The sequence below is a fragment of the Mesorhizobium sp. AR10 genome (genome assembly GCF_024746795.1).
Lineage (GTDB): Bacteria > Pseudomonadota > Alphaproteobacteria > Rhizobiales > Rhizobiaceae > Mesorhizobium.
Window position 1 is genome coordinate 536,167 of the sequence record NZ_CP080523.1, and the last position, 23,734, is coordinate 559,900.

Annotated in this window: 20 protein-coding genes and 6 pseudogenes; 10 read left to right on the forward strand and 16 right to left on the reverse strand. The window is 58.6% G+C overall.

What is annotated here, in order from left to right:
• Nucleotides 1-7 precede the first annotated feature (7 nt).
• The 11 genes from LHFGNBLO_RS02515 to LHFGNBLO_RS02565 form a co-directional block, all read right to left on the reverse strand.
• Complete coding sequence (locus tag LHFGNBLO_RS02515; protein ID WP_258599956.1) at nt 8-1,045, reverse strand: EscU/YscU/HrcU family type III secretion system export apparatus switch protein; 1,038 nt, start codon at nt 1,043-1,045, stop codon at nt 8-10.
• A 1-nt stretch (nt 1,046) separates the two neighbouring features.
• Complete coding sequence (gene sctT, locus LHFGNBLO_RS02520) at nt 1,047-1,856, reverse strand: type III secretion system export apparatus subunit SctT (RefSeq protein WP_258599958.1); 810 nt, start codon at nt 1,854-1,856, stop codon at nt 1,047-1,049.
• 8 nt (nt 1,857-1,864) lie between these two features.
• Nucleotides 1,865-2,113, reverse strand: a complete 249-nt coding sequence (locus LHFGNBLO_RS02525; RefSeq protein WP_183465589.1) for an EscS/YscS/HrcS family type III secretion system export apparatus protein — start codon at nt 2,111-2,113, stop codon at nt 1,865-1,867.
• 29 nt (nt 2,114-2,142) lie between these two features.
• On the reverse strand, nt 2,143-2,808 hold the full coding sequence (sctR, locus tag LHFGNBLO_RS02530; protein ID WP_183455254.1) for a type III secretion system export apparatus subunit SctR: 666 nt from the start codon (nt 2,806-2,808) through the stop codon (nt 2,143-2,145).
• Complete coding sequence (sctQ, locus tag LHFGNBLO_RS02535) at nt 2,801-3,643, reverse strand: type III secretion system cytoplasmic ring protein SctQ (protein WP_258599961.1); 843 nt, start codon at nt 3,641-3,643, stop codon at nt 2,801-2,803. The genes sctR and sctQ overlap by 8 nt, the downstream gene beginning before the upstream one ends.
• Nucleotides 3,644-3,903: 260 nt before the next feature.
• Nucleotides 3,904-4,440, reverse strand: a complete 537-nt coding sequence (locus tag LHFGNBLO_RS02540) for a hypothetical protein (protein ID WP_258599962.1) — start codon at nt 4,438-4,440, stop codon at nt 3,904-3,906.
• Nucleotides 4,416-5,774 (reverse strand): type III secretion system ATPase SctN, encoded by a 1,359-nt coding sequence (gene sctN, locus LHFGNBLO_RS02545; protein ID WP_319944149.1) that lies wholly within the window; start codon nt 5,772-5,774, stop codon nt 4,416-4,418. Before sctN ends, LHFGNBLO_RS02540 begins: the two co-directional genes overlap by 25 nt.
• The gene (gene sctL / locus LHFGNBLO_RS02550) at nt 5,771-6,394 is read right to left on the reverse strand and encodes a type III secretion system stator protein SctL (protein WP_258599964.1); all 624 of its coding nucleotides are present in this window, start codon (nt 6,392-6,394) and stop codon (nt 5,771-5,773) included. The genes sctN and sctL overlap by 4 nt, the downstream gene beginning before the upstream one ends.
• Nucleotides 6,391-7,023: a nodulation protein NolU gene (locus tag LHFGNBLO_RS02555; protein ID WP_319944150.1), complete on the reverse strand. Its 633-nt coding sequence runs from the start codon at nt 7,021-7,023 to the stop codon at nt 6,391-6,393. The genes sctL and LHFGNBLO_RS02555 overlap by 4 nt, the downstream gene beginning before the upstream one ends.
• Nucleotides 7,024-7,035: 12 nt before the next feature.
• The gene (sctJ, locus tag LHFGNBLO_RS02560) at nt 7,036-7,902 is read right to left on the reverse strand and encodes a type III secretion system inner membrane ring lipoprotein SctJ (RefSeq protein ID WP_258599968.1); all 867 of its coding nucleotides are present in this window, start codon (nt 7,900-7,902) and stop codon (nt 7,036-7,038) included.
• A gap of 9 nt (nt 7,903-7,911) precedes the next feature.
• Nucleotides 7,912-8,457 carry a nodulation protein NolB gene (locus LHFGNBLO_RS02565; RefSeq protein WP_319944151.1) on the reverse strand — a complete coding sequence of 182 codons (546 nt, stop codon included), beginning with the start codon at nt 8,455-8,457 and terminating at the stop codon, nt 7,912-7,914.
• Between the two features lie 134 nt (nt 8,458-8,591).
• On the opposite strand from LHFGNBLO_RS02565, the gene LHFGNBLO_RS02570 reads away from it, so the two are divergent.
• From LHFGNBLO_RS02570 to LHFGNBLO_RS02580, 4 genes and pseudogenes are all read left to right on the forward strand, one after another.
• The gene (locus LHFGNBLO_RS02570; protein WP_258600539.1) at nt 8,592-9,296 is read left to right on the forward strand and encodes a secretin N-terminal domain-containing protein; all 705 of its coding nucleotides are present in this window, start codon (nt 8,592-8,594) and stop codon (nt 9,294-9,296) included.
• Between the two features lie 293 nt (nt 9,297-9,589).
• Nucleotides 9,590-10,051 (forward strand): hypothetical protein, encoded by a 462-nt coding sequence (locus tag LHFGNBLO_RS33425; RefSeq protein WP_319944152.1) that lies wholly within the window; start codon nt 9,590-9,592, stop codon nt 10,049-10,051.
• Nucleotides 10,032-11,429 (forward strand): HrpF/NolX family T3SS translocon protein, encoded by a 1,398-nt coding sequence (locus LHFGNBLO_RS02575; RefSeq protein WP_319944153.1) that lies wholly within the window; start codon nt 10,032-10,034, stop codon nt 11,427-11,429. Before LHFGNBLO_RS33425 ends, LHFGNBLO_RS02575 begins: the two co-directional genes overlap by 20 nt.
• Before the next feature lie 239 nt (nt 11,430-11,668).
• Nucleotides 11,669-12,920, forward strand: a pseudogene (locus LHFGNBLO_RS02580) (IS256 family transposase).
• A 471-nt stretch (nt 12,921-13,391) separates the two neighbouring features.
• Here LHFGNBLO_RS02580 and LHFGNBLO_RS02585 read toward each other — a convergent pair.
• From LHFGNBLO_RS02585 to LHFGNBLO_RS02595, 3 genes are read right to left on the reverse strand one after another with little or no spacing between them, the layout of a single operon-like run.
• Entirely contained in the window at nt 13,392-13,955 is a 564-nt protein-coding gene (locus LHFGNBLO_RS02585) for a CpaD family pilus assembly lipoprotein (protein WP_258599970.1), read from the reverse strand.
• Between the two features lie 10 nt (nt 13,956-13,965).
• On the reverse strand, nt 13,966-15,429 hold the full coding sequence (locus LHFGNBLO_RS02590; protein ID WP_413774631.1) for a type II and III secretion system protein family protein: 1,464 nt from the start codon (nt 15,427-15,429) through the stop codon (nt 13,966-13,968).
• A gap of 27 nt (nt 15,430-15,456) precedes the next feature.
• Nucleotides 15,457-16,146 carry a response regulator transcription factor gene (locus LHFGNBLO_RS02595; RefSeq protein WP_258599971.1) on the reverse strand — a complete coding sequence of 230 codons (690 nt, stop codon included), beginning with the start codon at nt 16,144-16,146 and terminating at the stop codon, nt 15,457-15,459.
• Nucleotides 16,147-16,776: 630 nt separating this feature from the next.
• On the opposite strand from LHFGNBLO_RS02595, the pseudogene LHFGNBLO_RS02600 reads away from it, so the two are divergent.
• The 3 pseudogenes from LHFGNBLO_RS02600 to LHFGNBLO_RS02610 all read left to right on the forward strand — a co-directional run.
• Nucleotides 16,777-17,124, forward strand: a pseudogene (locus tag LHFGNBLO_RS02600) (coproporphyrinogen III oxidase); the annotation flags it as partial.
• Nucleotides 17,125-17,174: 50 nt separating this feature from the next.
• Nucleotides 17,175-17,426 (forward strand): annotated as a pseudogene (locus LHFGNBLO_RS02605) (IS6 family transposase); the annotation flags it as partial.
• Between the two features lie 541 nt (nt 17,427-17,967).
• Nucleotides 17,968-18,333, forward strand: a pseudogene (locus LHFGNBLO_RS02610) (group II intron reverse transcriptase/maturase); the annotation flags it as partial.
• Nucleotides 18,334-18,384: 51 nt separating this feature from the next.
• Here the strand turns inward: LHFGNBLO_RS02610 and LHFGNBLO_RS02615 are convergent.
• Nucleotides 18,385-19,635, reverse strand: coding sequence for an IS256 family transposase (locus tag LHFGNBLO_RS02615; protein ID WP_258600489.1), 1,251 nt, complete (start codon nt 19,633-19,635; stop codon nt 18,385-18,387).
• A gap of 151 nt (nt 19,636-19,786) precedes the next feature.
• Here LHFGNBLO_RS02615 and LHFGNBLO_RS02620 point away from each other — a divergent pair, with 151 nt between their 5' ends.
• Nucleotides 19,787-20,425 (forward strand): reverse transcriptase domain-containing protein, encoded by a 639-nt coding sequence (locus tag LHFGNBLO_RS02620; RefSeq protein ID WP_413774616.1) that lies wholly within the window; start codon nt 19,787-19,789, stop codon nt 20,423-20,425.
• A gap of 10 nt (nt 20,426-20,435) precedes the next feature.
• Nucleotides 20,436-20,483 (forward strand): group II intron maturase-specific domain-containing protein, encoded by a 48-nt coding sequence (locus tag LHFGNBLO_RS33590; RefSeq protein WP_413774632.1) that lies wholly within the window; start codon nt 20,436-20,438, stop codon nt 20,481-20,483.
• Nucleotides 20,484-20,498: 15 nt separating this feature from the next.
• On the opposite strand, the pseudogene LHFGNBLO_RS02625 reads toward LHFGNBLO_RS33590, so the two are convergent.
• A pseudogene (locus LHFGNBLO_RS02625) lies at nt 20,499-21,322 on the reverse strand (IS5 family transposase).
• A gap of 331 nt (nt 21,323-21,653) precedes the next feature.
• Between LHFGNBLO_RS02625 and LHFGNBLO_RS02630 the strand changes: the two are divergent.
• A pseudogene (locus tag LHFGNBLO_RS02630) lies at nt 21,654-22,118 on the forward strand (IS6 family transposase); the annotation flags it as partial.
• Between the last annotated feature and the right edge of the window lie 1,616 nt (nt 22,119-23,734).

Genomic DNA, 23,734 nt, shown 5'->3' on the forward strand with positions numbered 1-23,734 from the left:
GCCACATCTAGGCTAAGCCTGCGGCGAAGAGTGCTCTCGCGACGGGCTCGAAATGTTGCCTAGGAACGGCGTTGCCCAGTTTCGTCGCGCTGATGAGCTGATGCGCTAGGACATGATCATCGACAATAGTGAGATGTAGCGCCTGCGCCTCACAGAACATGTGCGAAGCGGCCTCGCCCTCGGCGCGGCAAACTAGGACCGGCACCCCGGTCTCACCACGAATGTAGCGGAGACCGACCAGTATCGCCTTTCCTTTGAAGATCAACGTGGCGCGATTCAACCCAAGCGGAGCCTCGCCAGCCGTCTCGTCGCGGATGCGACGCCGTTCACTCTTCAACTCTGGCGTCCCCTGCTGTTCCTTCAACTCGCGCGTCACTTCGGTCTTGGTCATGCGCATTTCGCGCAGAAACAACGAACGCTGCAACAGGAGATCGATCAGCCCGCCCACCAGAAGTGCACCGGCGCCAATCCCCATCAGCAGTTTCGCCTCCGTAAAGACCAAGCCGAGACAGCCCATGCCGCAGACTGGCAGATAGATCACCGTCTTCCACATGCCGAAAAGCAAGATAAGAAAGGTGGTGCTGAGGACCACTACCTTAAACAGTGTCTTCCCAAGCTCGACTGCTGAACGCGCAGACACCATGCGTTTCAGCCCTTGAAAAGGGTCAATCTTCTCAAACTTGGGCTTCATAGGCTCGAGAGAGAAGACAAATCCACCATTGGCTATCAATCCCGCCAAAATTACCGCGGCGACGAGAGCTCCAAGCAGCGGGCCAACGGCCCCCAGGGTGAGTTCGATCAGCAGGACCAATGCCTGCCGGACCGCGATATCGAAAGGAAGGTTCTGCAGCTTGTCGACCAATAATAGCGCTTCCTGGCATTTGTCTTCGATCACGCTCCCTCTCAGCCAAAGGTAGCCGAACCCAGCGCAAGTGCCGGCCGCGCGGACGAAATCGGCGCTGCGCGGTATCTGCCCGTTTTTGCGCGCTTCCCTTAGCTTCGTCGGGGTGGCGGCGTGATTCTTTTCTTCACTCGTGTCGCTCATTTCAGTTGCCGAACCACTCAAGCGCGCCATTCGCTTGTGCAATCTCCAGTTTCATGCCCTCGACCAGATAGGCGGTGTAGGTGACCATGATAATCGGAAAGCCGATATTCTTGAGCGTCGGGGACAGTTGGCTCGACTTGAATTGCGGCGCAAAGCGACGGAGTATCATCATTGATACATCCACCAGCAGCAGGAAGATCACTACAGGGCCGGAGACCAATAATGTCGTGCGCATAATGTGGTCGAGGAGCCCTAATAGCTCCATTGCTCCTTGCGGGCTCAATGTGGGGTGAAACCGAAAAACGGGCCAGATCAGGTAGCTGCCATAAAGAGCACTGATGACAGCCTCCATACCTCCTGATGCGACGAAGATCGTGATTGCAGTGATCCCGAGAAAAACGCCCATAGCGGAAGCCTGGCTGTTCGTTGCGGGGTCGGTCGGAGCGGACGGGCTGGTGATGCCACGTTGGTTATCGATAAACTCACCAGCCGCCTGAAGGCCCCATAGGGGGATGCCGAGCAAAGTGCCAAGTAGCACGCCGACAAAAACCTCCTTCAAACCGAGCAGAGTTACATGGATTAGAACCGTTTCAGGATCCAGCGCGTGCAGCCCCTCGCTCACCTGTGCCAAGCACGGCAGTCCGAAGGCAACAGCCAGGCAGCTGCGGATCAGCCCACCGACCTGAGATCGTGTAAATACAGGAAGTACCAGCATAATGCCTATCGCGCGGGCTGCGCCAAGACTGGCCGCAACGACGAGCTCGAGAGCCGCATGGATCAGGATTTGTATCTCGCCCGATGACGCATACATGGCGGAGGCTAGTAGCTTGGTGTCATTGCGGGAAACTCAGTAAAGATCTGGTCGGCAAGCTCTATGAGCGGGGCGCTCAGCACAGGGGCAAACAGGCCAATTACCGCGACAACGACCAGAAGCTTCACCGTGAGCGGCAAGCTTTCATCCTGAATCTGCGTTGCCGCCTGGATGATGCCAATGCCCAGGCCAACAACCACCGATGCAATGAGCGGCGGCAGAATCCAGATCATGAAAACCATCAAAGATTGGCTCATAAGTGTGACAATAGTCGATTCAGTAATAGTTAACCTCCCGGTATCGTGTAACTCAACACAAGTCCGTGCATCAATCTCGACCAGCCATCAATAGCGACAAACAAAAATAGTTTGAAAGGTACAGATATAACCGTCGGGGATACCATTGACATGCCCATCGCCATCAAGATTGTCGTTACGATAAGATCGATGACGATAAAGGGCAGATAAAGGAGAAAGCCGATTTCGAATGCACGCTTGAGTTCTGAAATTAGAAAAGATGGTACGAGAATGGCAAAATCATCAGGTGTGGCTTTGGCGCGCATTTCCTCTGGCCAGACTTTTTCAGTCGAGGAAAGGAAAAATCGCCGCTGCTCTTCGTTCGTGAACTTCTTGAGATGATCGCGCAAGGGTTCACTTCCTTCTTGAGCGGCACTTATCCAGTCATCGATCGTCTGATAACGCAGTTTCGGATCTGTGAGGCGATCATAGGTCTGTTCAATAACAGGCGCGCTAACGAACATGGTGAGGATCAATGCCGCGGCGTATAGTACCACGTTCGGTGGTATCGTCTGGGTCCCGAGCGCATTGCGGACGAGGAATAGAACAACCGATACCTTTACGAACGCCGTCGTCGTGGCGACTGCTAAAACCAGCAGCCCGAGTCCGGCGGTAACCGCAAGAAGCGTCAGGATGGCCGGCTGAATCTCAGTCATTGCATGCCAATCTGCCGCAGAGTCTGATGCCCAGCTCATCTCCGATGCGCACAATGTCGCCACGCCCGATACGCCGACCATTAGCAACTATGTCGACTGGACCATCGATCGGCCGACCAAGTTCGAAAACATGCCCTTCGCCGGCACTCCTCAATTCTCCTAGAGGGATAGGCCAGCGGCCGCATTCAAAGACAAGCATGATCTCGATTTCGTCGAGATCGGCTTCCGACGGCCCTAGTTGAGATTCGGGTTGTTTCATATGCGCATTCTCCAACGGGCACGATCGCGGGCGGAAAGGCGCCCGCAGGATTAGGTGGTCGCCCTCATGATCTGCCTCGGTCCATAACTGACCCACTGATAGGGTGATCTGGCCACGGCCGAACGGCGCTATGTCTGGTATCAGAGCATCACCGGCACATGCTCTTCGAAGAAGCGCCGCCGGAACGCGAAGCGTGCCGATCTCTCCTGCAACTACGACCGGAAGCTCTGTGGAAAGCCCGCGCGGCTGTCGCGGCAACTGCCCAATCAGTACGCCCAAAGCGCGGAACGCAGACGGCACCAAGCCATCAAGAGGCGAGAACAGGCACAGACGACCCTTGCCACTGACGGGACCGAAGACGATATCCAGCTCGAGATAAGGTGCCGGTGTCATGGCTTCACGCACGCAAAGGAGGTGCACGCTCCGCTGTGTCCTATGCTCCAGGCGAGCTATCAGCGGCTCGAGTGCAAGTTCGAGAATGAGCGAAGCAGTTGGCTCGGAAGGGAAAGCAAGGTCACTCTGCACTGTCGAGACGAGCGCCTCTACAAGCGGTCGGGACAGCGACAAGACGACCATTTCACCTCCCACCCGCCAAATGCAGTCAAGCATCGGTATGGCAGTAGGTTCCTGCTGCCACACAACTCCGCCCATCCGCAGCGATAGCGACTTGGCGCCCATCCGGCTCTGAAACGGCGTGCGGGAAGTCGCTATATCATTGAGCCACGAGGCGACCTCGTGGGACAGTGTTAGCGCTGGTTCGAGTATAGCGGGTCTGACCACAGTGGTTACCAAAGCGGCTCTAAACTGCACGAGCGCGTCATTCACAGAACCTGCGGTTATCGGATCTGGTTGCGCGACATCTGGGCGAGAGAAACCCTCCCATACCGAAGCAACATTTCATCGTCGGCCTCTATCTCGCCTGCGGCATCCGACTGAATATCGACGGCGCGCCTGACGTCATCGTCGATTTGTTGCCATTTGTGCGTTGCCGCCGAACATCTGACCCATAGCTCCCTCTTCTCAGATGCCGCTATCTCGGCCTTTTCTTGAGCAAGGCGTGCATCATCAAGCATCTGGCGTTTGAAAGCGATCTCAGCCGCAAGCCGGTCAATACAAAGGTCGTGACGGTCGAGTGCTGCGCTGGACAAGCTGTCGAGCGTCATCAGCTCTTGGTAGAGCGCTGCTTCGGCCGAAGCGCAATGTTGCTGTGCGATTGCAAGCCCCTGCGAGGCATTGTGTACGGCTAAGGTGGCCATATGGCGCTCGGTTTCCTTCCTGGACAGCTCCCTACGGGCACCACGCTCTTGCATTTCCTTCAGGAGCCGTAACCTCGAGGCCTGAACACGATTCACGCGGTCAGACGCGACATCCATGCGACCGTCTCCTCGAAATGCGACGCCTCGCCTTCGGTCTGGCACAAAAATTCCCTCAGCTCGCCAATCGACGCGACAGCCCGGTCAGTTAGGGGATCGCCGCCTTGCTTGTATTCGCCGACATTGATCAAAAACTCGTTCTCGGCATAGCGCGACAGGAGATCGCGGAAGAAGGATGCTGCCTTGCGATGTGTCCCAGAAACGACCGCATCCATCACGCGGCTGCGACTCTGCAGCACATCGATAGCGGGGAAATGCGATCGCGCCGCGATAGCGCGTGAGAGGACGACATGGCCATCGAGAATGCCGCGCGATTCCTCGGCGATTGGATCACCTGTGCCATCACCTTCGACAAGCACAGTGTAGAAGGCCGTGATCGAGCCGCGCTCACCCATGCCGGCCCGCTCCAGCAGGCCTGGCAGCATGCCAAACACGGAAGGAGGAAAGCCCCGTCGGGTCGGCGGCTCACCAGCAGCGAGGCCTATTTCTCGCATGGCGCGGCAGAAGCGCGTCAGCGAGTCCATCATGAGAGCGACGCGTAGTCCCTGTTCGCGAAAATATTCGGCGAGCGCAGTCGCCATAGGAGCACATTGCGCCCGCTCCACTGCTGAGCGGTCGGACGTTTCAACGACAACGACCGTACGGCGCAGGCCGGCCTCCCCAAGATGCCGCTCGATGAATTCACGAACTTCACGTCCGCGTTCGCCTATGAGGGCGACTATGACAACGTCAGCGGCGGCACCTTTTACGATCTGCGACAATAACGTCGACTTGCCACAACCAGGCTCGCCATAGATCCCGATTCGCTGACCCTCGCCGCATGTCAGGAGACCATCCAGGGCACGGACTCCGAGCGGGAATGGCCGCTCAACAATGCGCCTTGTCATCGGATTGGGTGCCCTGCCGCGCAGCGGACGAGTTTCGGACGTTTTAACTTCGCCTTTGCCGTCAAGTGGACGGCAACGGCTGTCAATCACGCGGCCGAGCAAATCGGGGCCGACTGGCACTTCACGCATTCGTCCGGTGGCCACGACTTCTGTGCGGCTGGACAGGCCGACCAAGTCGCCGATCGGCGTAAGCAACACCCCATCATCCAACAGGCCGATCACCTCGGCTTCCAGCGACAGTCCGGTTCGCGGATCCTGTAGGAGACAAAGTTCCCCAATACGAGTGTCCGGCAAGACAGCATGGACCAGTGTACCGATAGCCCGCGTGATCCGTCCGCGCACCACACGCGTGTCGATTTGCTTTGCTGCAGACCTCAAAGACGAGATCGCCGGATCGGGAGCCCGGATGCCAGCGAAATTATTATGCTCTGGTACCGGCGTGGTCACGGTTCGCTTTCCTCAGACAGCAACCCGAAGCCGAGACGCAGCGCGCGCATCTGTGCGTCAAGTCCCAGATCGACATTGCCATACTCGCTCCACAGCACGCACTGTTGAAGCGACAACGTCGGATCCGGATCGATCCGAACCCTCGGCCGACCCTCCCTTCCGTCGCATCCAGCAAACTCGCGCGCGAGCATATCGACTTGCATGGGGCATACATGAAGGCAAACTTCCGCGCCGCTGTATTTGCGCTCAATGGCGTGACGAACAGCCCTCACCAACAGCTCACCCGGGTCGAAAGCGCCCAGAATATCGCTTAGGACCTCCATCACGAGCTGTGGCAGTTCCTGCTCCAGAACCGCCTTTCGTTGCGCCACTTCGGAGACTGTCCCCGCAATCAGCCGTGCCAGTTCCTCCGCGCCTGCATTCAAACCCTCGATTTGGCCGCGCGCCCGCTCACGCTGATAAGCGGCGCGTGCCCAACTGCGAACCCGCCGCTGATGCCGTTCTGCCGCAGCGCGCGCTTCTGCGGCGCACTGCCAGATTTCGAGCTCACTTGCCGGTATCAGTGGCCCAACTGGGCGCATCTGCGGTGCGACGGGCGCCGCGGAAACATCGGCTGTCATAGCGCCGGGATCTCCGTCTCTAAATGGGCTAGCACGAGCGAAAACAACTGGCCGGAGGCATTGCCGTGCTCGGGCGCTGGATTCTCGGCGGCTGTCCCGAGGGGCAACCGTAGAAGCACGCGGTTACGCTCAAGCACTGGACTCTGATCGAGCCAAGCACCAAGGCAGGCATGTCCATCGTGTTCAATTTGGAGCACGAGTTTTTTCGGATCAGCGATCAAACTGCCTGTGATCGCATACGCCAGATGTCGGATGCCAAAAGCGTGCGCATCAGCGCCGATATGTTCAACTAGCACCGTGAGGTGACGTTGTGAAACAAGCTTCAGCAGCGAACGAGCATGCCAAACACTGCCCGCAAAGAGGGCAGCCCGACGCGGGTCATGCCCCTGCAGAAGATCCGGCCGCCAGCCGCATCCGTTCGAATCCGTGTCATTGTCAAGCAGCAATTCTGCCAATTTTGGCTGCAGCCTGGCACAGGTCTGCAACTGCACCACTGTCGCAGCCGATAACGTCGGATCCAGACAGGCGGCAATACGAGTCGGATGGGCCGAAGCAGCAAGCTTGCTCCAGTACACGGAACGTAATTGCGACGAATGATCGCGATCGCTAGTCTGCATCGAAATGGGCATTGAGAATATCACCTATGCCGCACGGCCAATGATTTTTTTTCGAATGGCCTCGACAGCGGAAACACCCGAGCGGCCCCCGATCTTGGATAATTCGCCCGATGATTGTCTGCGCCGATGCCGAAGAACACTTGCTAAGAGATAGCACGCCACAGCGAATACAGCTGCGGCAACACCCATCACGATCGCCAGAAGTGGCGCAGGAAAGGATTTAGACGCTTGGGCCAACGCAGTCGCCGGTACGGAGGGTTGCTCATGTACGGACCGTTCCACTGGCACCAAAACCACTTCGACCTTTTCGTAGGACAAGCCTTCGATGCTGTCGGCGACGAGCATCTTTATTTTCGGCAGCAGAACGGAAATATTTGCTTTGGCGTCGTGCCGGATAAAGACCGAGGCCGAGGATGGCGTGCCGCCCGCTCGTAACAGGTCGTTATTCGGCAGAACGACATGAACACGTACTGAGAAGACGCCATCAATATCGCTGATCGTGCGCGACAACTCTTCGCTCAGAGCATAAACGTAACGGGCGCGCTCCTCGGTCGGCGAGGCAATCACTCCTGATCCTTCGAATATCTCGCCGATGTTCTTGAAAGACTGGCGCGGCAGCCCCTTGGCATTCAAGAGGTTGATTGAGAAGGCAAGCCGCTTTTCGTCAACCTGGATCGTGCTGGTCCCGTCCTTAGCGGCAACCCGGACCGCGTCAACTCCGTTGTCTATCAGAAGCGCGAGCATCTCATTCGCCTCGCGCTCCTGCAATTGCGCGTAGAGATCGACCTTGCAACCACTCAAGGCGAAGAGAAGTGGCAGCACGACAAAATGAACCGATCGCCGACCAGACGGGCGACTACGCATGATTTCGCCATGGGCTAAGCCAATCATTCGCGCCGTTCATCCTTCTTTTATTAGTTTGTTCACCGATGAGGTGATGCCGCTGACACCTTTGGAAACAAGGGCAACCTGGGTGACGCCGTTGTAGAGATCCCGCAGACCAGCAACCATCGCTTCGAAGTCACCCCCTGCTCGCGGAACGTCCGACGTCCCCGTTGCCCCACCTTCGACCGGAAGCCTCTCAGCCGCACCCGGTAGAGCGCCCTTCGGAAGGGCTACCTGATGGTCGGGCGCGGCAGAGGTAACTGCATTGTCCCCGTGCATCGAAGAAATCGCCTGCAGCACGCGGTGTCCCAGCGGACTTGTCTGCGCAGTCGCACGTTGAACATCCAAGGGCGGAGGAACAGGCGCCGCCGCAGCGGCATCGTTTTTCATCGAGGCAGCCGCCTGGGCTAGAGCGTGGTCAAACTGGGCCTGCTCGCCGAATGACGGTGAGCCAACCCTGGAGAGACTGTCAGTAACACTGGCAGGGATCGACGTGACAGGCATCATCATACAAGGACTCGATTGCTTCTCTTTAACGTGTGATGAGTCCAGCCGGTTCATCGCCCGCTGTTGAGTCAATCCCTTAGGGAGGCGAGCTGACGACAAGCTGACGGGAGCGTCGGTTGGCCATTTAAAGTCACTTTGACGACTTTGGTGACTTGTGAAAATTCCATCCTTTGGTTTATCAGGGCGAGATGCCAAGAACGTTCATACGATCCACCATCCTGCACAGCTTGAAAAGACTTCTCTGTGTCGGGTTTTTTCTCTCCGCCGGCATCCAAACAACTGTCGGCGCCCCCCTATCGCTTCCCTCGACACCCTATAGGTATACGGTTCTAGATCAGGATCTCACTGCCGCGTTGCAGGAATTCGGCAACAACCTGAACATCAGGGTCAATATCAGCGCCGAGGTGAAGGGGCGGATTCGCGGGCGTATGCCGGATTTGCCACCGCGCGAGTTCCTGGACCGCTTGACCAACCTGTACCATCTCCAATGGTACTATGATGGGCTTGTGCTCTATGTGTCTGCTGCAAAAGAAGCGCAAACTCGGATGCTTGTGCTCACTTCGGTTCGTTTCGATGCCTTCAACGGCGCCCTCGATAGGCTTGGCATCTCCGATGACCGCTATGTAGTGAGACCCACGCCCGGAAATGGCCTCGTCCTTGTTTCCGGTCCACCGCGCTTCATCGCGCTCGTGGAGCAGACGTTCAACGGCCTTGTGGCCGAGGCGCAGGCGCAGCCTCACGTCGCTGAGACGCCGCCAAGGGAATCGGTACTGATATTGTTTCGGGGTTCCTCCACCACGGTCGTCCGTAACGGACAACCGGAAGTCTCTTATTCTTCTGACGTGCCGCAACCGGATAGCGTTGCAGGGAAGCCTGAGCTGAGCCAGAAATGACATCTAAGGAGACGCCGCAGCTTCTGGAGAAATCATCACGTCGGCCGCTCCTGATTGTGAATTCTTCTGAAATTCGTCAGTTTCTCGAAAGCTAAGCCGCTCATGATGGGAATCGGAAGCCCCATGTCGCTGGCTTTTGGCTGGAATTGACCTTGGGGCTAACAACGAGCGGAGCAATTAAAGGCACTGCTAGGGGCCATTTTTGGCGACCGGCCAACGCTCGGAACGTTCGTGAAACATTGGCTTACATGAGGCCTTTGTTGGGATTTCAACGTCACGTCTGAGGATGCACAATGTCGGCCAGCAACCTTTCATCATCCATCACCTCGAATCTCCCACAGCCCGTACAGGCATGGTCGGGCCTGAAGCCTTCTGCCGCGGTATTGCAGACTCAGCAAAGCGCATCGTCCTTCGAGGCAATGCTGTCCACCTACTTGCTCGGAGACATGACCAATCCTGGCGCGCTCCGGGGTCCGCTGGCGCCGGATGTCGAATCGACGTTGGAAGATTTGCGGCAGCACCCATTGGACCTGCTGCCGTCGCATATGAAGGCGGCAATCGAATCGATGGATCAGGCCCCGCAGCCTCCTGCGATCGCCTCCGATTTCATATCGCCGGCTCCCGTGCCAAGCTCGACGATCACGTGGAACGGCGGCTCGCTAACCAAGGCCGAGTTGCAGATCGTGGCAGTGCTGAACCGTCACAAGGACCAATGCCCACTCAGTTGGGAGTCGCTTGGCGATAAAGCCAAATGATCCCTCTACGCCGCCGGATCTGAAAGCGGCGATCGAAGGACTGCAGCAGGATCCCGAACTCTTTTACGCGATCGGATCGCAGGGCGATGGTCGCTGTGGAGGCAAAATCACGGCGAAGGATTTGTCTGGATTTTCCCACCATCACTCACAAGTTGCCGAATTTCAGGACCGGCAGGCGCAAAGCTACCAGCAGAACTACATTCCATCCGACAGCGCCGGAAATGCTCAGCCTTCGGTCATGACCTTGAGCGATGCATTGCGCGAGCTTTACCGGTACTCCGACGACCTGCCTAAGGATCTAAGCCTGGCTGATTTCAAGCGGATCGTCGACGGCCAAGCGAAAACCGGCAAATGTCCGCCTCAGGTCATTGCGGCTGCTCAACACTTCCTAAATCACCCGGATGCCTGGAAGCAGCTGTGCGGTGGTTCAGATACGGTCCATAAAGACGAGTTCCTCAAAGCCGCTACATCGTCAATGAGCCTCACGCAAACCGAGCTGAACACGCTCAAGATGATTAACAGCAATCAGCGCGCCTTCTTTGGGAGCGGTGACCTGACTCGTGACAAGCTGGCGAGCATGGCCGACGACAAGAGCCTCGATCCGAAGGTACGCCAAACGGCCTCGCAGTTACTCTCCGATCCGCTTTTGTTCGGTTTGCTGAACAATTCAATTACGGGCTATAAGACCCACAATGAGTTCTTCGACTTCGGCGGCGGGCATACGGTCGATTCCGGCAACATCAGCAAAAAAGACTTCGCGCAATTCTACGGCAACATGTCTGTTGCGAACAGCACCGTTCAGAAAACGAAAACCCATGTGCCTGAAGCCGCTGCAGAGCAGGAGGCCGTCGCGGACATGATGATGGGTGCGGCGGACCAGCCCGATATCAAGTCTTCCAAAAAGAACGGCGGGGCCTTCATCCACACAGTCGGCGACGTGCTCAAGGTGTACTCGACAGTGGTTGATTGGACTGCGACGGCGGTTGGTCTACTCAGCTTCATTCCGGCCGTGGGCCAAGTGGCCGATCTCGCATCCATGGCGCTTGCGTGCGAGGCGCAAGCGTTGAATGTTGTCCGTACAGCTATTACCGGAGGCAATATGAAGCAGGCGCTGCTAGAAGCTGGCCTCGGTGTCGCAGCGCAGGCGGTCAGTCTTGTCGCCGGCCCCCAGGTCAAACTCGCGATTCGCAACGGGCTCATCAGGAAGGCAATGGAAGAGGCTGCGACGGCCGGCATCAATCTGCCGCTTTCAACGGCGCAAACCTACGCAGAAGAGTATTTGAACAATCTGCAGGCACGCCTGAATGCGGAACCTGTCCACGCCGCAGGTATTCCTAGCCCGATCGGCACGCCGCAATTATCTCAGAACGTGGCCTGATAAACGGATTGCGCTTCCTCGGCGCGATCCCCCATCCTGCCAATCAGCGGCCGCGTAAAGCTTTGCTGCCGCGGCGCTATCGATCTGACCGGCGCGCCTGGAAGATCGCCAGATCGCCATCTAGGTGCCGTCGCAGGAGTGGTTGGAATTGTGAGTTGGCGTAGTCTCCGGGGTGTCAAACCTCGAATCATCCGGCGTTAGAGCGCCGGACAGGAGACTACGCCATGACAAGGACTACCATGAATGCGGAAGCCGTTCATCCTGGGGATGAGGCGACGAGCTATCTTTTCGACAACTGGTTTGATCCGATTGAAGCTGGCCTGCGCGAGCGGGTGCGCGGCTTCATCGAGACGATGCTCGAGACCGAGCTGGACGCGGTGCTTGCCCGTCCCCGTTATGGCCGGGCAGCCGGCGGCGCGCAGTGATGAGACCACCGGTGTCGCCGGCCACCGCCACGGCAGCCGGACGCGCACGCTGACGGGGACCTTCGGCACCACCGAGCTCACGGTTCCGCGGGCGCGCCTCGATGCCGGCGAGGACAAGACGGTGGAATGGAAGAGCAAGGCCTTGCGCGCCTATCAGCGGCGCACGATGGCCGCCGACGCGCTGATCGCGTCGAGCTACCTGGCGGGCACGAACACCAGGCGCGTGCGGCGTGCGCTCGCCGCGCTGTTCGGCGGCGCGATCGGCAAGGACGTCGTCAGCCGCACCTGGCGCAAGGTGAAGACGGACTGGGACGCCTGGAATGCCCGCTCTCTGGCCGACGAGCCGATCGTGCGCCTGATCCTCGACGGGACGGTGGTTCGTGTCAGGCTCGACCGCAAAGCGACCTCGATCTCGCTGCTCGTGGTCATCGGTGTGCGCGCGGACGGCCAGAAGATCCTGCTCGCGGTCAAGAATATGGGTGGCGAGACGACGGAGGCCTGGCGGGCCATTCTCGACGATCTCGTCGGGCGCGGCCTGCGCCGACCTGAGTTTCTCATGGTCGATGGCGCACCTGGCTTGGACAGGGCGATCGCCGCGCTGTGGGACGGGGTGCCGGTGCAGAGATGCACGGTTCACAAGCACAGGAATCTGCTTGCCCATGCTCCCGAGCGGCTGCATGAGGAGATCAGCGCCGATTACACCGACATGATCTACGCGGCCACGCCGGAGGAGATCGAGAGCCGCCGCAAGGCGTTCCTGCGCAAATGGCGGCTCAAGTGCCGGGCGGTGGCCGATAGCCTGGAGGAGGCCGGCGAGCGTCTCTTCGCCTTCACCCGGCTGCCGCCGAGCCAATGGAAAAGCGCCAGAACAACAAACGCGATTGAGCGTCTGCATGAGGAGTTCAAGCGGCGCATCAAGACCCAGACCGTTCTGCCTTCGGCCGAAACCGCGGCAATGTTGTTCTGGGCGTTGATGGCGTCCGGTCAAATCTCGATGCGAAAGATCGACGGCTGGCAGACGCTTCCTACGAAGCCACGCGATCAGCAGATTGACCTCGCCGCATGAGCCGATAATCTTAACCTACCGGAGGCTGCTCCGCCGAATTCCAACACGACCCGCTACGGCACCGCGGCGCCGCGCCATCTTGTTCGACACGAACCGGCCAATATTTGGGCGCCTGGCCATTGATCCAAGCGGTGGCACTTCAGGTACGCGAAGCTTAAAACGCCAACAAAGGGTCCGTTCAGTGCGCATGCCATCGTCTTGCCCTCAAAAGGTGCCTTGGAGCGGATCCTCTCAAGTCCGTTCACACCATCAGCGTGACAGTAACGGCTGTCTCACCAAGGAAAGTCGCGAGCCTGCAGCGTCCACTCAAGTGCGCCCTAGTGTGGTGAGGGAGCAGCTTTATCCATCTGGATCGTCGCAAGGTCAACGACCTCGATGAGGCGATGATCGGGCGCCAAATCCGATGGGTCCGCGCGTTAGGTGCTGGAGCAGCTGCCGGGGTGTACCAGGCAGAGGCGAGACGACTTGACATCAGCCGTCTTTGCCCTTCGCGAACGTCCTGTATCTGGCTACTGGTACAGCCGCACGATCACCATCGCTTGGTTTGACAGCCTTGTTGTCGAGCAAATCGCGCGGATCGCTGACCATTGCCGCCAGGTTATGGCGTATCGAACAGCCAAGCGTCTGGTCGAAGGACTTGTCATTGAGTAAAGGGCCGGAATACGAAGGACAGACAGGAGGGCGGGCACGATAGACAATCGCCTCTATTCGCACTGCGCCGCCGTTGGTTTGGTCGAGCAAATGGATGTTATAGGCGCCGATGCCCATCTGCCTGGCCTCATGGACGGCCTCTGCGCTGAGCCCGAACGCCCCGCTGATAAGGAGGTGAAGGGCATCGCGCCGGCCGTGACTTGCCGTTTCAAGGAAAACGCGCAAACGCCGCCGTTCGGAAGCGCGAAGGCTGTGTAACGTTAGTACGGTGGTCTCCTGCCCGATAAGGATCGGTGCCAATGGCTCGACAATCGGCGCGGTGCTTGTGCAGCCACTTACGCTTACCGTCAGAGTGATCACCAGACTTATGATCCGCAACGTCATTCGTAGACCGCTATTCAATGATAAAGCCGAGGCCGCCCTTGGCGCCTGACGCACCAGTGCGGGGACTAGGGCGCTGGTCTCCTGGCGGACTTGCCAACGAATTCGTCAGAGTGGCCCCCTGGTCCAAAGGCGCCCCCATCCGGTCCGTCGGTGCGCTCATCTGGTTGGGGTTCGATCCTGGCCTTACGATGTAAGGCGTCACCAGAATAACCAGTTCCGTCTCTTGCTTTTGAAATGAGGACGAACGAAACAGGGCGCCAAGGACCGGCAACTCGCCCAGCCAAGGAAAGACACTGATATCAGTGTTGACGCTCCGCCTGATGAGTCCACCAATCGCGAAGCTCTGCCCGCTGGCGAGTTCGACGACCGTGTCGGCACGGCGGGTGGAAATTGCCGGCACGGAGATGCCGTTGATTTGAACAGCCCCTTGAGACGATAGTTCGCTGACTTCCGGCTTTACGCGAATATTGATTTGGTCGTTGTTGAGAACGGTTGGCACGAATTCTAGGCTGACACCGAAGTGACGGAATTCAACCGAGACTTGCCCCTTTTCCTGCAAGACAGGGATGGGAAATTCGCCACCGGCCAGGAAGCTGGCAGTTTCACCTGACATAGCGGTGAGGTTTGGCTCGGCCAACACGGAAGCGATGTGCTCCTCGGCGAGCGCATCGAGAACCGCGCCGACGTTCACAGCACCATTGTCGAATCCGATTTCTGCTGTACCGCCCCCATTCGCCGCACCAGCGCCAGCACCTTTGCCGCTTAATAAACCCACTTTGAAATTGCCGACTTGACCGAAGGCGGACAGGTTAATGCCGAGTGCCTTCATCGCGCTACGGGAGACCTCCGCTACGCGGACACTGAGGTTAACCTGCAAGGATCCAGCGACCTTGATGTTATTGACGACCTGCGCACCGTCCCCGAGAAATTGCTCAGTAACTCTTTTCGCCGTGTCGACGGTCTCGGCATCGGGCGCTGTACCGCTTAAGATGGCACCGCGCGGCGTATAGCTGACTCGGATCGGATAGTCGCCGACCTGGTCCCTCAACATGGCGCGCAGTTCCCCGATCGGTTGCGTGACGACGATACGAAACTCAGCGAGAGCCTCGCCGTTTTCGTCCAGGGCGAATAGGCTCGTTTGCCCGGATTTCTTGCCAAATACGAAGATGGTTTTACTTGAGGGTGCCTGATAATCGGCGATCTCCGGGTCGGCAACAAAGATAGTCGCGGCTGCCGCGGGCAAATGAACTGTCTTGCCGAGCGAAGAGGAAAGGTTCAGCGTGGCGTTGATGCTGTTGGAAGCGGCACGCGGTGCCGCTTGAACCTGCTTGTTCTGGGCAGTGGCGGGAAGAGGAGAAAACAAAATGAGCGCGCAGAGGACATGGCTCAAGTAGCGCGAAAAAATAAGTCTCTGGCCGACGATGAGCGGCGGCCGCGGATCAGTGCCCGCATGACCAGTTGGAATTATTTTCAAGGCAGTCTTTTCTTTCAATTCGACCAACTATGCGGATGTCACGCTAGTCGGACACTCGAGAATGTAACCAATGCCGCGCACCGTCTTGATCCGCGGCGTTGCACCTGACCTATTGAGATGTCCGCGTAAGCGATAGATTCCGACTTCAAGCGCGTTGGCAGATACTTCATCGTTGAACGAATAGAGGTGATCTTCCAAGTGCGCACGCGGCACGATGCGGCCTGCACGGTTGAGCAGATGCTCTAGAATACATAATTCACGGCGTGCGGCCATCAGCGGATGACCAGCAACGGAAACCTGACGGCCGATCGGATCGAAGTGGAGATTGCCAAATACGATGATCGGGTCGGTCATCTGTGTCGACCGGCGCAGAACAGCTCGCATTCTGGCGATGAGTTCGTCCGTAAACACCGGCTTGACCAGAAAGTCGTCCGCGCCACCATTGAAAACCGCAATTCGCTGCTCAAGATGGTCGATGTTGCTCATCACGACGGCAGGAACTGAATGTCCCTCGCTCCTTAGCTGCCTCAGCCAATCCAGACCATCGCCATCCGGCAGAACCAACTCCAGCAGAAGAATTTCATAGCTCGCGCAACAAAATGCACTCGACGCCTGTTCCAGTGTACCAACGACGTCAACGGCGAAACCGCTATCGCCGAGCGCAACTCGCACGGCGCGCGTAAGATCCGCATGATGGTCAACGAGCAGCGTTCGCATTTCTTCTCCTATCAAGGTAGGACAGGTGACCGACCGCTATGGGACGGCGCGACAGCAGAAGTCGCGCAACTCGTCGCAGTATTCGTAACCCTCTCTCCGACGGGTAATCGCAGGAGCATGCAAGCCGCACTCCTGCAATAGGCGGGGATGGGACATGTGAAGACGAGTTGACGGGCCGAAATGCCGCTGGGTCAACCCAAAATGCCACAACGCCTGCAATTTCTCTGCGCATCGCCCACCTACGTGCGGCCCCTGCATTCGTTAGGCCGAGGTCGCCCTCGAGAACCCCATGATTCCGTGGCTACGAAGGGTTAGCTTTCGAGAAGTGACTTGAACAATCGAATGTTCGGATCGTAGGTATACACATAATGGATGCATTCGCATTTCACCCAGGCGCGGCGAGTCGCACGCTGCCCTGCCGGTGGCATGATGGTTCGCACCGAAGGGCGGGCCCGATCAAGCTCATCTAGGGTGACACGCCGCGGCCAGAGGCTGATGCTCGTGCCGCGGCCGGGAGCTTGCGCTCGGTCATCAGAGCGTCGAGAGCGGCGATCACTGACCAGGCTGCCGCCCCATCTGAGCGCGGAGAAACCGGCTCTGATGGTTTCAAGGCGACCTCGGTGACCGTTTCTGGCCAAATATCGCGAGGCCCGCCCGCCTTGGTACACCATCTATCCGACTGTGCCGGAGTTCTCCGCGGCGGTCAGTGCCGGGGCTTATGGGGAATGGCTGAGGGACTTACCGGCTGACAACTCAGTGTCGCTCTATCTCCACATTCCGTTCTGCCGATCGGTGTGCTGGTATTGCGGCTTCCCTACCACCATCACCCGCCAAGATGCTCCGATCCTCAATTATCTGGCGGTGGTGCGTGACGAGATCAGTTTGGTCTCGGAGCAAACGCCGCAGCCGCTGCCCGTGAGCGACGTCCATTTCGGCGGCGGAACGCCGACCCTCATCGGGCCAGCGGAGTTCTTGGCCAGGCACCGTAACGTTAACCGGGCATCGATCAAAATGTGGGATCTGGCGGCATGACCAGATTTTCCCGTGATCCTCTTTATCGTCGCCACCGATTTCCGGCGCAGGTGATTGCCCATGCCGTTTGGCTCTATTTCCGGTTTCCGCTCAGCCTGCGGATGGTCGAGGATATGCTGGCAGCTCGTGGCGTCATCGTCTCTCACCAGACCGTGCGACTTTGGGCTGAGAAATTTGGCAGACACTTTGCCAATGATATCCGGAAGCGATCGGCCGGCAAGCTCGGCGACAAATGGCATCTCGATGAGGGTGCGCCACGAAGGCGCGAAGGAGGAGCTATGATTTAGGCACTTCCCAAGCAGCCATGCTGCACAGGAGATGAGGGCTGGCCCCTCGAAGCCGGCTTGCAGGAGCGGGTTTCAAACCACCTCAAGCTGCTGTCGTAAAGAGCGATGGTGGTGAGCGTTGAGGAAAAGGCCGGACTTGATCCGGTCAGGTAAGATGCAAGGAGACGAGCGTGAGCGAACCGCTGACGACGTGTCGAAAAGTGCATAGATGGCGTCAAAACCGGGTGGGCTTCGTTAACCCGGGAGAAGTCTGGGAGATACCTGTCTACTGCCCAGATGGCGTCCGGCATGAAGGCGGCGTGACCTTGCTTCAGGCTCTTGTGTGGAACGTGGGAACCTGTCGCCCCGATGCGAAGGGAGACATCCAAGTGGAAGCACCATGAGGATCCGAGTACCGATGCGGGGCACAGGGACGGAGTTGCGTGTAGTAGTGAAGAAGGTGCTGTAATGGCGTTGGAGCGAAGGCGCAACACTGTCCAGCTTTATCGAAAGGTCAACCGTCATGCGGGAGGAGCCTTTGGGTAAAGCAAAGCCGTTCGATATTCCTAAACGGGCTGTTTGGGAGGCTTATCAACGGGTAAAGGCGAACCGGGGTGCAGCCGGGGTCGATGATCAGTCGATCGAGGATTTTGAGCGGGATGTGAAGAACAACCTGTTCAAGCTCTGGAACCGATTGTCATCTGGCAGCTACTTTCCGCCGCCAGTCAAACGGGTCGCGATCAAAAAGCGGCAAGGTGGTACAAGGCCGTTGGGCATTCCCACGGTCTCAGACCGGATTGCGCAAGGGGTGGTGAAGGCATACCTGGAACCGGAACTGGAAAGACATTTCCATCCCGATTCCTATGGGTATAGGCCCGGTGCCGTAGCGGGTCGTGTTGGAATTCGGCGGAGCAGCCTCCGGTAGGTTAAGATTATCGGCTCATGCGGCGAGGTCAATCTGCTGATCGCGTGGCTTCGTAGGAAGCGTCTGCCAGCCGTCGATCTTTCGCATCGAGATTTGACCGGACGCCATCAACGCCCAGAACAACATTGCCGCGGTTTCGGCCGAAGGCAGAACGGTCTGGGTCTTGATGCGCCGCTTGAACTCCTCATGCAGACGCTCAATCGCGTTTGTTGTTCTGGCGCTTTTCCATTGGCTCGGCGGCAGCCGGGTGAAGGCGAAGAGACGCTCGCCGGCCTCCTCCAGGCTATCGGCCACCGCCCGGCACTTGAGCCGCCATTTGCGCAGGAACGCCTTGCGGCGGCTCTCGATCTCCTCCGGCGTGGCCGCGTAGATCATGTCGGTGTAATCGGCGCTGATCTCCTCATGCAGCCGCTCGGGAGCATGGGCAAGCAGATTCCTGTGCTTGTGAACCGTGCATCTCTGCACCGGCACCCCGTCCCACAGCGCGGCGATCGCCCTGTCCAAGCCAGGTGCGCCATCGACCATGAGAAACTCAGGTCGGCGCAGGCCGCGCCCGACGAGATCGTCGAGAATGGCCCGCCAGGCCTCCGTCGTCTCGCCACCCATATTCTTGACCGCGAGCAGGATCTTCTGGCCGTCCGCGCGCACACCGATGACCACGAGCAGCGAGATCGAGGTCGCTTTGCGGTCGAGCCTGACACGAACCACCGTCCCGTCGAGGATCAGGCGCACGATCGGCTCGTCGGCCAGAGAGCGGGCATTCCAGGCGTCCCAGTCCGTCTTCACCTTGCGCCAGGTGCGGCTGACGACGTCCTTGCCGATCGCGCCGCCGAACAGCGCGGCGAGCGCACGCCGCACGCGCCTGGTGTTCGTGCCCGCCAGGTAGCTCGACGCGATCAGCGCGTCGGCGGCCATCGTGCGCCGCTGATAGGCGCGCAAGGCCTTGCTCTTCCATTCCACCGTCTTGTCCTCGCCGGCATCGAGGCGCGCCCGCGGAACCGTGAGCTCGGTGGTGCCGAAGGTCCCCGTCAGCGTGCGCGTCCGGCTGCCGTGGCGGTGGCCGGCGACACCGGTGGTCTCATCACTGCGCGCCGCCGGCTGCCGGCCATAACGGGGACGGGCAAGCACCGCGTCCAGCTCGGTCTCGAGCATCGTCTCGATGAAGCCGCGCACCCGCTCGCGCAGGCCAGCTTCAATCGGATCAAACCAGTTGTCGAAAAGATAGCTCGTCGCCTCATCCCCAGGATGAACGGCTTCCGCATTCATGGTAGTCCTTGTCATGGCGTAGTCTCCTGTCCGGCGCTCTAACGTCGGATGATTCGAGGTTTGACACCCCGGAGACTACGCCAACTCACAATTCCAACCACTCCTGCGACGGCACCATAGGCCCGGCAAGTCGGCACTCGAGGCAGTGGGTATGGCAAGGCAGAGATGCTGGCGCCATGACTGGGTTCTCGATCTCGACATTCAGGCCTTCTTCGACACCATTCCACACGACCTGTTGCTACGGGCGGTGCGAAAGCACACCGACTGCACGTGGGTGTTGTTGTACATTGAACGGTGGCTGACGGCTCCCGTGCAACTGGAGAACGGCACTTTGGAACCTCGGGAGAGGGGAACTCCGCAGGGGTCAGTTATCTCACCCTTGCTGGCGAACCTCTTTTTGCACTATGCGTTCGATCGGTGGATGGCCAAACACCGTCCTGAGATTCCGTTTGAACGCTTTGCCGATGATGCCGTTTGTCATTGCAGCAGCGAGCGTCAGGCCCAAAAGTTGCAAACGGATCTTGAGCAACGGTTTGCTGAATGCGGACTGAAGTTACATCCAAACAAGACACAGATCGTGTATTGCAAGGATAACGTTCGGCGGGGGCATTGCCCCAATCAGAAGTTCGACTTTCTCGGCTACACCTTTCGACCGAGACTGGCAATGAACCGATGGGGCAAGACCTTCGTCAATTTCAGTCCGGGTATCAGCAACCGAGCCGCGAAAGCCATCCGTCAGACAATGCGGGACTGGCAGCTTGACCGCCGTATCGACAAAGCGCATCAATGATCTGGCCAAGATGTTCAATCCGATCCTTCGTGGTTGGATGAACTACTATGGTCGTTAGAGTCGGTTTGGAAAATCACGGATGGGCGTTTCTGCGTAGCATGATGCCGCCCATGGCGACGAGGATCATGGCCTGCGAGACATCGATGCGCTGCTCGTAATCGCGCACGAGGCGTCGCCACCGGATCATCCATCCGAACGTCCGTTCGACGACCCAGCGACGCGGTAGAACCTTGAAGCCTTTCTGGTCGTCGGAGCGGCGGATGATCTCGACGATGAAGTCGAGATAGCAGGCCTTATCCATCAGCTTGAGCCGGTCATAGGCCCCGTCGGCGAAGAGATGCTTGACCCACGGCCAGCGTTTGCGGATGCCGTCGAGTATCGCCTGCGCACCCGCGCTGTCGGAGATGTCAGCGGTGGTCAGGTTGACCATCAGGAGCCGTCCGTCCGTATCGACCGCAATATGGCGCTTGCGCCAACGATCTTCTTACCCGCGTCGTAGCCTCGTGCTTTTGCATGGGGTGCCTTGATCGACTGACTATCAATCACACCAGCGCTGGGTGAAGGTTCGCGACCCTGCCGCTCGCGGTCGAGCATCAGTTCCACGTCGTGGATCGTCTGAAAAAGGAAGCGCCGTGCCAACTCGCGGAACCAGCTATAGACCTTCTGCCACGGCCCAAAATGAATGGGCAACATCCGCCACCTACAGCCTGAGCGCACCAGATAGCGCACCGCGTTGATTACCTCCCGAAAATCCACCTCGCGGGGACGCCCACGCCGACCAGGAACCGGCATCAGTGGCGCGATCCGCTCCCATTCCTCATCTGTCAGATCACACGGATAACGCTTCGTCTTACGCGCGATCTTGGCAACACGGCCACGGCTCTGTTCGGTCCACATCCACGCTCTGAACCAGACTTCATGCGCAAACGAAACCCCTCAAATCCGATTTTCCAAACAGCCTCTTACCACAAATCGGCACTTTCCCGAGCATTGATGCACCTCGATCTGCGCCTGGCACGCTGGGCCATGTCGAAATATCGACGCCTGAGACGCCATCGTCGGCGTGCGCGGTACTGGGTCCAGGACGTAAGGCGTCGGGAGCCAGCGCTGTTTGCACATTGGCGATTGCTGTATCGGGCAACGGCTGGACGGTAGGAGCCGGATGAGTGGAGACGCTCACGTCCGGATCTGTGAGAGCCTGGGGGTGAAATTCCCCCGGGCCACTCGACTTGTCATCACCATCGGTGGAAAGAAACACTGGCTTTGGCGCGCCGTTGATCAGGACGGGTTTGTTCTCGACGTGTTGGTGCAAAGCCGTCGCAATGCCAAGGCCGCAAAGCGCTTGATGCGAAAGCTTCTGAAAGGGCAAGGCCGTTCGCCGCGTGTGATGATCACCGACAAGCTTCGATCCTACGGTGCGGCGAAGCGGGAGATCATGCCAGGCGTCGAGCATCGCTCGCACAAGGGCCTGAACAATCGGGCGGAGAACTCTCATCAACCCGTCCGACGGCGGGAGAGGATCATGAAGCGCTTCAAGTCAGCGCGACATCTTCAGCGTTTCGTTTCCGTCCACGACCCGATCGCCAACCTCTTTAACGTTCCCCGCCACGATATTCCATCCACCCACCATCGAGAACTGCGAGCAACTGCCATGCAAGCATGGCGCCAAATCGCGCGCCTTCACGCCGAATGAACCAAAGCCTCATCCCAGATCTTGTCTTCACAGCGTTAAGTTTACGGTGCCTGCTGCGCGCCACATGCCTGGGCAGGCGCTGGTAGCAGTGCAGAAGTTTTGCACCCGCATTGACGAGCCGATCGAGCTGGTCTTGCACAACCTCCAACGATGTTCGTTTTTGCAGGCTCTTTTCCTCGAGAAGCTGAATTTCCACAACCAGCCGATGCATTTGTCGCTTTGTCTCGTTCATATCTTCGTCTGGCGAGGAAATGGTGACTGTCACACCCGAAGTTGACGGCTGGCTGGCGACCGGCGTCAGGGCTTCACCATCCGACGTTGAGGGAACACTGCGCCTCCGCGAACCGGCTGCACGTGGCCCGGCGGCTGCACGTGGCGCAGCCGTCGGGATTGCATGTGGGGAACGGAAGGGCCTGAAGATTTGCCGCCAAGGTCATCATGGGCACCTCGCGCAGCGCCAGCCGAGGGTGAACTTTTACCTGGCTCAGAGCGCATCCGCTCCAGGACGGAACCGAACCCTTGGCTGCCTTCCCCGGAGGCAAGACCTGATTGCGAGCGCGAACTGCTCGATCCGGCTCCAGCATCTCCAATGCGCGATTTTCCAGATCGGCCAATGCCCGTCATTTTTTATCTCCGATATAGGCGAGAACGCGCTGCCTATGAATTGGGGCTGATGTCACTCAGCCGTAGTGCATCAGGGCTTTGGCGGGTAAGTGCAATCGCCCAGATGACAGGTGGCATGACGTCTGAGAACCAGCGGCATGTTTTCGTCAATCCCCATGGCCAGCCCGGATCGACCTGCCGCGCCGGTCCAGTCTGAAGCCAATGCAAAACACGCAACGACCCGTCGATCTCCACGATAGGAGGCCGCGAAACTAGCGAGTACGGGGGTGCCGGCGCTTGAGACGAACTCGCATTGAGATCAGGCGGCGCCATGTGCGCAAGTGCTTGCCAAAGCCGTCGCTCCCCTTTGACCGTACCGAGTCGCTAGCTTGGTTGGAGCTTTCGGATGAGCCACTTTTCCGACCGTACATGGCATTCGTTCCCTTCTTTTGGCGGAAGTCTATCAATATGATTTTGAGTTTGTTAGATCGCTCTCGAAGAGGGCTAATCGAAGGAGCTGACGGTGAGCTGCCGCGCTGTAAGCTCGTTCCGGCGGCGCGACGCACATTGTGCGTGCGCTTTTGCTCTCAGGGCCGTCGAATTCGCTCGCCTACGGCACTCGCGCAATGCATCGCGGATCGGAATTAACTTTCGGATCATGCGGGTGTGCTGTCGGGAATGCCGCCCTCTCGACTGTTGCGCACGATGATGATGGCGGGCGCAACCGTCGACCTACTGCCGGCTCGGCTTTTCTCGTGGCGGGTTTCAAATCGAGACAAGAACCGCGCGTATTCACCCATCAGCTGGCAAACGCGATCCGCGCTCGGCCGGGCTGCGCAACCTGACCAACTCCGCCCGGCCGAACGCTGATCGCTCCCTGTAGTCTCGGACGGTGAAGGCCGGCGAGGCGCCGGCGCTGGTCCATGCCTGGTCGGCCCCACGCGGAAAGGGCAGTAGCCGCAATCCATGTGGCCTATCGATAGGCGAGACGAAGGCCCGGATCGAAAAAGTAT

Coding starts and splice junctions, on each gene's coding strand:
- LHFGNBLO_RS02515 (WP_258599956.1), bottom strand. CDS start 1,045: ATGAGCGACACGAGTGAAGAAAAGAATCACGCCGCCACCCCGACGAAG.
- sctT (WP_258599958.1), bottom strand. CDS start 1,856: ATGTATGCGTCATCGGGCGAGATACAAATCCTGATCCATGCGGCTCTC.
- LHFGNBLO_RS02525 (WP_183465589.1), bottom strand. CDS start 2,113: ATGAGCCAATCTTTGATGGTTTTCATGATCTGGATTCTGCCGCCGCTC.
- sctR (WP_183455254.1), bottom strand. CDS start 2,808: ATGACTGAGATTCAGCCGGCCATCCTGACGCTTCTTGCGGTTACCGCC.
- sctQ (WP_258599961.1), bottom strand. CDS start 3,643: ATGGTCGTCTTGTCGCTGTCCCGACCGCTTGTAGAGGCGCTCGTCTCG.
- LHFGNBLO_RS02540 (WP_258599962.1), bottom strand. CDS start 4,440: ATGGATGTCGCGTCTGACCGCGTGAATCGTGTTCAGGCCTCGAGGTTA.
- sctL (WP_258599964.1), bottom strand. CDS start 6,394: ATGACAGCCGATGTTTCCGCGGCGCCCGTCGCACCGCAGATGCGCCCA.
- LHFGNBLO_RS02555 (WP_319944150.1), bottom strand. CDS start 7,023: ATGCCCATTTCGATGCAGACTAGCGATCGCGATCATTCGTCGCAATTA.
- sctJ (WP_258599968.1), bottom strand. CDS start 7,902: ATGATTGGCTTAGCCCATGGCGAAATCATGCGTAGTCGCCCGTCTGGT.
- LHFGNBLO_RS02565 (WP_319944151.1), bottom strand. CDS start 8,457: ATGAACCGGCTGGACTCATCACACGTTAAAGAGAAGCAATCGAGTCCT.
- LHFGNBLO_RS02570 (WP_258600539.1), top strand. CDS start 8,592: ATGCCAAGAACGTTCATACGATCCACCATCCTGCACAGCTTGAAAAGA.
- LHFGNBLO_RS33425 (WP_319944152.1), top strand. CDS start 9,590: ATGTCGGCCAGCAACCTTTCATCATCCATCACCTCGAATCTCCCACAG.
- LHFGNBLO_RS02585 (WP_258599970.1), bottom strand. CDS start 13,955: ATGACGTTGCGGATCATAAGTCTGGTGATCACTCTGACGGTAAGCGTA.
- LHFGNBLO_RS02595 (WP_258599971.1), bottom strand. CDS start 16,146: ATGCGAACGCTGCTCGTTGACCATCATGCGGATCTTACGCGCGCCGTG.
- LHFGNBLO_RS02615 (WP_258600489.1), bottom strand. CDS start 19,635: ATGAATGCGGAAGCCGTTCATCCTGGGGATGAGGCGACGAGCTATCTT.
- LHFGNBLO_RS02620 (WP_413774616.1), top strand. CDS start 19,787: ATGGCAAGGCAGAGATGCTGGCGCCATGACTGGGTTCTCGATCTCGAC.